Origin of the sequence: Rhodopseudomonas sp. B29 (assembly GCF_000333455.1) — a bacterium.
Lineage (GTDB): Bacteria > Pseudomonadota > Alphaproteobacteria > Rhizobiales > Xanthobacteraceae > Rhodopseudomonas.
Map to the genome: position 1 here is coordinate 1 of NZ_BADD01000649.1, position 8,308 is coordinate 8,308.

At 64.4% G+C, this 8,308-nt stretch carries 7 protein-coding genes and 1 pseudogene; all 8 read left to right on the top strand.

Annotated elements, in window-relative coordinates; translation table 11 throughout:
• On the top strand, window positions 1–664 hold a 664-nt coding region (locus I5M_RS23295), incomplete at its 5' end, for an HAD family phosphatase (RefSeq protein WP_022723595.1).
• Window positions 665–775: 111 nt separating this feature from the next.
• Window positions 776–2,176 (top strand): tRNA (N6-isopentenyl adenosine(37)-C2)-methylthiotransferase MiaB, encoded by a 1,401-nt coding sequence (gene miaB / locus I5M_RS23300; RefSeq protein ID WP_022723596.1) that lies wholly within the window; start codon window positions 776–778, stop codon window positions 2,174–2,176.
• 4 nt (window positions 2,177–2,180) lie between these two features.
• A complete protein-coding gene (locus tag I5M_RS23305; protein ID WP_031337383.1) occupies window positions 2,181–3,227 on the top strand; it encodes a PhoH family protein in 1,047 nt (348 codons plus the stop codon).
• Window positions 3,228–3,294: 67 nt separating this feature from the next.
• Window positions 3,295–3,822 (top strand): rRNA maturation RNase YbeY, encoded by a 528-nt coding sequence (ybeY, locus tag I5M_RS23310; RefSeq protein ID WP_031337384.1) that lies wholly within the window; start codon window positions 3,295–3,297, stop codon window positions 3,820–3,822.
• A 1-nt stretch (window position 3,823) separates the two neighbouring features.
• Complete coding sequence (locus I5M_RS23315; protein ID WP_022723599.1) at window positions 3,824–4,954, top strand: hemolysin family protein; 1,131 nt, start codon at window positions 3,824–3,826, stop codon at window positions 4,952–4,954.
• Window positions 4,951–6,561: pseudogene (gene lnt, locus I5M_RS30495) on the top strand (apolipoprotein N-acyltransferase). The gene I5M_RS23315 and the pseudogene lnt overlap by 4 nt, the downstream one beginning before the upstream one ends.
• 199 nt (window positions 6,562–6,760) lie before the next feature.
• Window positions 6,761–7,195 carry a helix-turn-helix domain-containing protein gene (locus I5M_RS23325; protein WP_022723600.1) on the top strand — a complete coding sequence of 145 codons (435 nt, stop codon included), beginning with the start codon at window positions 6,761–6,763 and terminating at the stop codon, window positions 7,193–7,195.
• Window positions 7,196–7,442: 247 nt separating this feature from the next.
• The gene (gene trmB, locus I5M_RS23330) at window positions 7,443–8,150 is read left to right on the top strand and encodes a tRNA (guanosine(46)-N7)-methyltransferase TrmB (protein WP_022723601.1); all 708 of its coding nucleotides are present in this window, start codon (window positions 7,443–7,445) and stop codon (window positions 8,148–8,150) included.
• The last annotated feature ends 158 nt before the right edge of the window (window positions 8,151–8,308 follow it).

Consider the following 8,308-nt stretch of genomic DNA (forward strand, 5'->3'; position numbering starts at 1 on the left):
CTGCAATCTCATCATCTTCGATTGCGATGGCGTGCTGGTCGACAGCGAGCCGATTTCCTGCCGCGTCCATGCGGAGGTGTTGACGCGGCGTGGCTATCCAATCACCACCGAACAAGTCGCGATGCGTTTCCTCGGCCGTTCCGGCCGGCAGACGCGGCACGAGATCGAGGACGAACTCGGTCGCGGTCTCGGCGATGACTTCGAGGCCGAGCTCCACGCTGAGCTGATCGCCGCCTTCGAAGCCTCGCTGCAACCGGTGCCGTTCATCACTGACGCGCTCGATCGCATCGACCAGCCGGTGTGTGTCGCCTCCAGCGGGACGCTCGCGCGGATCGCCGCGGCGCTGACCTGCGCCCGGCTGATCGATCGGCTGGCACCGAATCTGTTCTCGGCCGAGCAGGTCGTGCACGGCAAGCCGGCTCCGGATCTGTTTCTGCTTGCAGCCGGTCGGATGGGCGTGGCTCCGGCCGCCTGCGTGGTGATCGAGGATTCCGAACCTGGGGTTCTGGCCGCCCGGGCCGCCGGCATGCCGGTGCTTGGCTTCACCGGCGGCAGCCATTGCGGGCCCGAAACCGCCGAGCGGCTGCGCCGTGCCGGAGCCGCGGCGATTTTCGCCGACATGCGGCAACTGCCTGATTTTTTGTCGGAATTGCCGGCTTTGTGAAGCCGGGGCCGAACTGCCGACGGCGCCGCGGCTGGATTTCGCCCGGTTTCCTCTATAATTCAGCGGCGCGCCCCGATGTGGCGCTCTTTTTGTTCGCACCTCACGGGATCAATGGCCGAGCCGCGCAAGCTGCACATCAAGTCCTATGGCTGCCAGATGAACGTCTACGACGCCCAGCGGATGGCGGACGTGCTGGCGGGCGAGGGCTTCGTCGAGACCGCGCAGGCCGAGGACGCCGATCTCGTCATCCTCAACACCTGCCACATTCGCGAGAAGGCCTCCGAGAAGGTGTACTCCGAGCTCGGCCGACTGCGGATGGCGCGCGACGAGGCGGCGAAGGACGGCCGCCGCATGCAGATCGCGGTGGCCGGCTGCGTCGCACAGGCCGAGGGCGAAGAGATCGTCCGCCGCGCCCCGGTGGTCGATGTCGTTGTCGGGCCGCAGAGTTATCACCATCTGCCGCGGCTGCTCGCCGAAGCTGAACGAACCGGCCGCGCGCTGGAAACCGAGTTTCCGGTCGAGGACAAGTTTTTGTCGCTGCCGCAGCCGTCAGAGCGAAACATCCGAGCGCGGGGCATCTCGGCGTTCGTCACCGTTCAGGAGGGCTGCGACAAGTTCTGCACCTTCTGCGTGGTGCCGTATACGCGCGGAGCCGAAGTCTCGCGGCCTGTGAGCGCGATCATCACCGATGTCGAGCGGCTCGCCGATCACGGCGTCCGCGAGGTCACGCTGATCGGTCAGAACGTCAACGCTTATCATGGCGATGGCCCGGACGGCTGCGCCTGGACGCTCGGCAGGCTACTTGTGCGGCTCGCACAAATCCCCGGCATCGTCCGGCTGCGCTATTCCACCAGCCATCCTAACGACGTCGACGACACGCTGATCGCCGCGCACCGCGATCTTGCGACGCTGATGCCGCTCGTTCATCTGCCGGTGCAGTCGGGTTCCAACCGCATCCTCGCCGCAATGAATCGCAAGCATAGCGCCGACGACTATCGCCGCGTGATCGACCGGTTCCGGTCGGCGTCGCCGGAAATTGCGTTCACGTCGGATTTCATCGTCGGGTTTCCGGGTGAAACCGACGCGGAATTTGCCGCCACACTCGCGCTGGTCACACAAATCGGTTACGCTGGCGCCTATTCGTTCAAGTACTCGCCGCGGCCCGGCACGCCCGCGGCGGAAATGCAGGAGATGGTGCCGACGGCGGTCATGGACGAGCGTTTGGAGCGGCTCCAGCACTTGATCGACACTCAGCAGGCGGCCTTCAACCGCGATGCCATTGGTCGCACCGTGGACGTGCTGTTCGAACGCGCCGGCCGCAAGCCTGGCCAGATCGTCGGCCGAACCGCTTATCTCCAGCCTGCACACGTCTTTCCCGGCGATGCGATGACACCGGAAAGCCTGATCGGTCAGGTGTTGCCGGTCCGCGTCGACAGCCTCGAGCGCTACAGCCTGCTCGGCGAACTCGCCATCGCGTCGCCCGCCCGCCCCCTGGCCGCTACCGGAGCCTGAGCCTTTGGCAAAAAGCGCATCGGATTCGCCCTTTCTCGTGTCCCGACGCAAGCCCGACCGCGACTCTCAGGCCGAAGCCCAGGTCATGGTCGACTTCGATGACAATCGCGCGGCCTCGGCGATGGTCGGGCCCTATGGGCAGAACCTGGCGCTGATCGAACGCCGGCTGAACGTCATCGTCGATTCCCGCGGCAACCACATCTCCATCGCCGGCACCCGCGAGGGCTGCGACGCCGCGCGCCGCGTCCTGGAAAATCTCTACAAGCAGGCTGTGTCCGGCAGCGATCTGGCGCAGGGCGACGTCGAAGGCGCCATCCGCGCGGTGATCGCACAGGGCTCGCTGTTCGAATTCGACTCTAAGCAGCCGTCATCGAGCGCGTTCGAGGCGATCAATCTGCGCAAGCGGCCGGTCCGTGCACGCACGGCCGCGCAAGACTCTTACATCCGCGCGCTGAAGCGCCACGAACTGGTGTTCGGCGTCGGCCCGGCCGGCACCGGCAAGACCTGGCTTGCGGTGGCGCACGCCGCGCAACTGTTCGAGCGCAAGGAAGTCGACAAGATCATCCTGACGCGCCCGGCGGTCGAAGCCGGCGAACGACTGGGCTTTCTGCCCGGCGATCTGCGCGAGAAGGTCGACCCTTATCTGCGGCCGATCTACGATGCGCTCGACGACGTGATGGATGCCCGCATCGTCCAGCGCGCGCTGGAAAACAAAGAGATCGAGATCGCGCCGCTGGCGTTCATGCGCGGTCGCACGCTCACCAACGCGGCGATCATCTTGGACGAGGCCCAGAACACCACCTCGATGCAGATGAAGATGTTTCTCACGCGATTGGGCGAGAACTCCCGCATGATCGTCACCGGCGATCCGAGCCAGGTCGATCTGCCGAGCGGTGCGACTTCCGGCCTCGCCGAGGCCCTGCGCCTGCTCGACGGCGTCGAAGGCGTCGCCCAGGTGAGATTCGCCGCGACCGACGTCATCCGCCACGAACTCGTGGCGCGCATCGTCGCCGCCTATGAAGGATCGCCCAAGCCGGCGAACGGAGCCTGATGCCCACTTTTGGTCCTGCGGGCGGCCGGATTGTCGCTCCGACAGATATTGCCTTGCTATGACACAGATGATTTCGCCAAGCGGTCCGTCCTCAGACAGTCCACTTCCAGATACCGAGGTGCTGGTCTCGGCGGAGTGCTGGAGCGCCGAGCCGGACGCCGAAGCCATCGTCACGCGTGCGATCGCGGCTGCTGCCGCTGCCGTCGATGCCGAGACGGGCGCGGCCGAACTCGCCGTGATGCTGACCGATGACGACGGTATTCGCGCGCTGAATGCGTCCTATCGGGGCTTCGACAAACCCACCAACGTGCTGTCGTTTCCAGCGTCGCAGCCGGAGTTCGGCGATCGTGGCGATGCGCCGCGCATGCTCGGCGATATCGCCATCGCCTATCAGACCGTGCGCCGCGAGGCCGACGACGAGGCCAAGCCATTCGCGCATCATCTCAGCCATCTGGCGATCCATGGATTCCTGCATCTGGTCGGCTACGATCACGAAACCGACGCCGAGGCTGAGGCGATGGAAGGGGCCGAGCGCGCGATCCTGGCGCAGCTCGGCATTCCGGACCCCTATGCGGATCAGGATCGGGTGAGCTGACATGCCGGACGGCGACAGATCTCCAAGTACTCCCGCGCCAGCGGCGGATGGGCGTAGCAACCTGCCCGCGGTGGTGCATCAGGGCGAAGTACTGCGGCCGCTGCAGGGCAATTTCCTGATGCGCGCAATTCGCTCGCTGTTCGGCTGGAAGCCGGGTTCGGTGCGCGACGATCTGCAGGTTGTGCTCGACACGTCGGCGCCCGACGACGCCGGCTTCTCGGCGCTCGAGCGCACCATGCTGCGCAACATTCTCGGCCTGCACGACCGCCGCATCGCCGACGTCATGGTACATCGCGCCGATATCGTGGCGATCAAGCAGGACATCACGCTCGGCGAATTGATGCGACTGTTCGAGGGCGCGGCGCATTCGCGGCTCGTCGTCTACAACGAGACGCTCGACGATCCGGTCGGCATCGTCCACATCCGCGACCTCGTCGCCTTCATGACGGAGCGTGCTCAAGTAGCGCCCGCGACGGTCGCTAAGCGTAAGAAGCCGCTCCCCGCAGGACTGGACCTGCGGGCGATCGATCTGAAGATGCCGCTCACGGAAACCGGCCTGATCCGCAAGCTGCTCTACGTGCCGCCGTCGATGCGTGCCATCGATCTGCTGGCACAGATGCAGGCTGCGCGCATTCATCTGGCGTTGGTGGTCGACGAATACGGCGGCACCGATGGACTCGTCTCGATCGAGGACATCGTCGAGCAGATCGTCGGTGAGATCGACGACGAGCACGACAACACCGAAGCGCCGTCGATCGTGCGCCAGGCCGACGGCTCGTTCATCGCCGACGCCCGCGCCGCGCTCGACGACGTCCGCGCCATGATAGGCGATCAGTTCGACACCGGCGAAGCCGGCGAGGACGTCGAGACACTGGGTGGTTACTTGGTCAATCACGTCGGCCGGCTGCCGGTGCGCGGCGAAGTGATTTCTGGTCCGGGCAATTTCGAGATCGAAGTGCTCGATGCCGATCCGCGCCGCGTCAAGCGGCTGCGCATCGGCGTGCGCAAGGAGCGTCCCGCGCCGCGCATGCGTGAGACTCGTCGCCGCGAAGCCGCCACGGATTCGGCGCAGCAGGCCGGTTCCAGTCCCAGCGATAACCCGCCATCGGGCGACGGAGCCAATACGCCGTGAAGCTGCCGCAAGTGCTGATCCGGGCCGCGTCGAGTATCATCCTGGCGTGGGGCTGGAAGCGTGCTGCGATCGCCTTAGTGGCCGGCGCCGCCTCGTCCCTGGCGATGGAGCCGTTCAACGCCTGGCCGATCCTGTTCATCACCTTTCCGGTCGCTGTCTGGCTGATCGATGGCGCTGGCGCCGGGAAGCGCGGTGGCATACCAGCCGCGGCCATCGCGGGCTGGTGGTCGGCCCTAGCTATTTCGTGCCCGGNCTGTACTGGATCGGCTACGCCTTCTTGGTCGATGCAGACACTTTCGCCTGGCTGCTTCCATTCGCGATAGTTGGACTGCCGGCTTATCTGGCACTGTTCACGGCCTTCGGCTTTGCGCTGGCGCGGCTGTTGTGGACACCAAACGCCTTCCGTGTTCTGGCGCTCGCCGTCAGTCTCACCGTCGGCGAATGGCTGCGCGGCCATCTGCTCACCGGTTTTCCCTGGAATGCCTTCGGCTACGCTCTGACCGAGCCGTTGGCGCTGGCGCAGACGATTGCACTGGTGGGCATCTGGGGGCTGACCTTTCTGGCCGTCGCAATCTTTGCTTCACCGGTCGTGCTGCTCGACGGCGGTCCACAGTCGCGGCGACGGTGGGTGGCGCCGGCGCTGGGGGTTGCCGCGCTCGCCGCGATGGCGATTTACGGGGGCATCCGGTTGCAAAGCGCGCCGACGCAGCTCGTCGACAAGGTCCGGCTACGTATCATGCAGCCGGATCTGCCACAGGACGCGCGCTTCAACTACTCCGCCAAGGCGGACGTGATGCGGCGCTATCTGACGCTGTCGGATCGCTCGACCGGGCCGCAATCGACCGGCGTGCGCGACGTCTCGGTGCTGATCTGGCCGGAATCGGCGTTTCCGTTCTTTCTGTCGCGCGAGCCGGACGCGATGGCGCAAATAGCCGAATTATTACCCCGCGGTACCGTTCTGCTCACCGGAGCGGTCAGACCCCAGGATACGCCGCAGGGGCGTCGTATTACCCGGGCTTATAATTCCATGTACGCGATTGATCACGAGGGCTCGATCCTGGCCGTTTATGACAAGCTGCATCTGGTGCCATTCGGAGGAATTTCTGCCCTACCGGAATCTCATGGAGAGGATGGGCTTCGTTCAGCTTACCAAGGGGCAGGGTGTTTTTCTGCCGGGCCTGGTCCGCCATGATATCGAGCTGCCGAACGCGCCGCCTTTGCTGCCGCTGATTTGCTACGAGGCGATCTTCCCGGATGAGATCGATGCGCGCGCTGCCCGGCCGGGCTGGATGCTCAATATCACCAACGACGGTTGGTTCGGCTATTCGACCGGTCCGTATCAGCATCTGCAGCAGGCGCGCATGCGTGCGATCGAACAGGGGCTACCGCTCGTTAGGGCAGCCAATACGGGCATTTCTGCAGTTATCGATCCGGTCGGCCGCATCGTCGCGCGGCTCGGTCTCGGCGTCGAGGGCGTGCTCGATTCGGGCCTGCCGGCGCCGCTTCCGCCTACTGTTTACGCCCGTGTGCGCGATCTTCCGGCAGCCCTGATGGTTGCACTCGCCATGATGCTTGTAATATCACGTGGACGCCGGTCGCCCTCGTGATATTGCGCAGCGTGTCCGTCGCAACCGGAGATTAAGTTCAAGCAAACACGCACTCGCGCAACTCGCGAATTGACGTCGGTCATCATTAACGCCGACGCTTGTTAGCTCCCCAAGGCATTTGACGGCTCCGATATTTAAGGCGTATTCCAACCGCATTCGCTAACAGTTAGCGACTGCACGTGCCTGAGGAGTAAGTGGAATGTCGACCAAAGCGCCCAATCCGGTTGACAAGTATGTCGGCAGCCGTGTGCGCATGCGCCGGATTATGCTGGGTATGAGTCAGGAAAAGCTCGGCGAGGCGCTGGGGCTGACCTTTCAGCAAGTGCAGAAATACGAGAAAGGCACCAATCGGGTCGGTGCCAGCCGTATTCAGCAGATTGCCGAAGTACTGCAGGTGCCGGTGTCTTTCCTGTTCGAAGGCGGTCCGAGCGGTGGTTTGGCCAATGGCGCCGGTGGTTTCGCCGAAGCGCCGTCGCCGTCCTACGTTTCGGATTTTCTCGCTACTTCCGAAGGTTTGGCGCTGACGCGCGCTTTCACCAGGATCAGCGATTCCAAGCTTCGCCGCAGCATCGTCGATCTGGTCGAACAGATCGCCGCACGCGATCCGAGCGCGCAGGCCAAGGACGGTCAGTAAGCGTTCCGGTCCCGATACGAGAGGACCGGAACCCCCAGTCCGCCGCGATACGACGTGGTATCCTGAACCGGATTGCTGTTTGTTTGCGGCTGTGTCCCGCGTGACACACGTGTGGCTTTCCCGGGCGAAATACCTAGACACATTCGGTACGCGAGATGTCGTTGCATGGTAAACAGGCCTTGCATGTCGGCGCGCGGAGTTTAGTGCGAATATGATCAATAATGATCACTCGTCTGCAGGCGAGTCGATGAGTGGCGAATCAGCTGGCGAGCGCGGGCACGGTGCTTTTTTCGGCCGGCGCAAAGGTCACAAGCTTCGCAATCATCAAGCCGAGCTGATTGCGCACCTGCTTCCGCATCTTTCGGTGGATATCTCGCAGCCCGCCCCGACTGATTTGGGAGAGCTCTTCGATCCGCCCGCCAATGCGGTGCGGCTCGAGATCGGCTTCGGCGGTGGTGAGCATTTGATTGCCGAAGCACTCGCGCATCCGGACACCGGATTCATTGGCGCCGAGCCCTATGTCAACGGCATGGCCAAGATCCTGGCTCAGATCGAAGCCGCCAATGTCAGCAACATCCGCCTGTTTGCCGGGGATGCGGCGGCGCTCCTCGCATGGCTGCCGCAAGATTCACTACAGCGCATCGATCTCATTCATCCCGATCCGTGGCCGAAGCGGCGGCACTGGAAGCGCCGCTTCGTGCAGGACGAGATGGTGGGCGCGATGGCGCGGGTGCTGGTGCCGGATGGCGAGTTCCGCTTCGTCAGCGACATCGACGGCTACAACGCGTGGACCCTGGCGCATCTGATCCGCGCTGCCGAGTTCGATTGGACGGCGCAGCGCGCCGACGATTGGCGTCTTCCGTGGCCGAACTACACGATGACCCGCTACGGTCGCAAAGCTGAACGGGAAGGCCGCAAGGCCAACTATCTGCGCTTCCGCCGGCTGCCGAATTAAATCGAAGGCCTATTCGGCGGACTGACGCAGCCGCCAGAAGCCGAGCACGCGCTGCGCGGTCGACGGCGCCAGCCCGTTCAAATTCTGCCGCGCCTCCTCGACATTCGGCGATGCGGTGGTGCGGTCGGGGCCCGAGCCGCAATCCGATCATGGCCCGC

Excerpts from the sequence above, each read along its gene's own strand:
- miaB (WP_022723596.1), top strand. The coding sequence starts at position 776 with ATGGCCGAGCCGCGCAAGCTGCACATCAAGTCCTATGGCTGCCAGATG.
- ybeY (WP_031337384.1), top strand. The coding sequence starts at position 3,295 with ATGATTTCGCCAAGCGGTCCGTCCTCAGACAGTCCACTTCCAGATACC.
- I5M_RS23315 (WP_022723599.1), top strand. The coding sequence starts at position 3,824 with ATGCCGGACGGCGACAGATCTCCAAGTACTCCCGCGCCAGCGGCGGAT.
- I5M_RS23325 (WP_022723600.1), top strand. The coding sequence starts at position 6,761 with ATGTCGACCAAAGCGCCCAATCCGGTTGACAAGTATGTCGGCAGCCGT.
- trmB (WP_022723601.1), top strand. The coding sequence starts at position 7,443 with ATGAGTGGCGAATCAGCTGGCGAGCGCGGGCACGGTGCTTTTTTCGGC.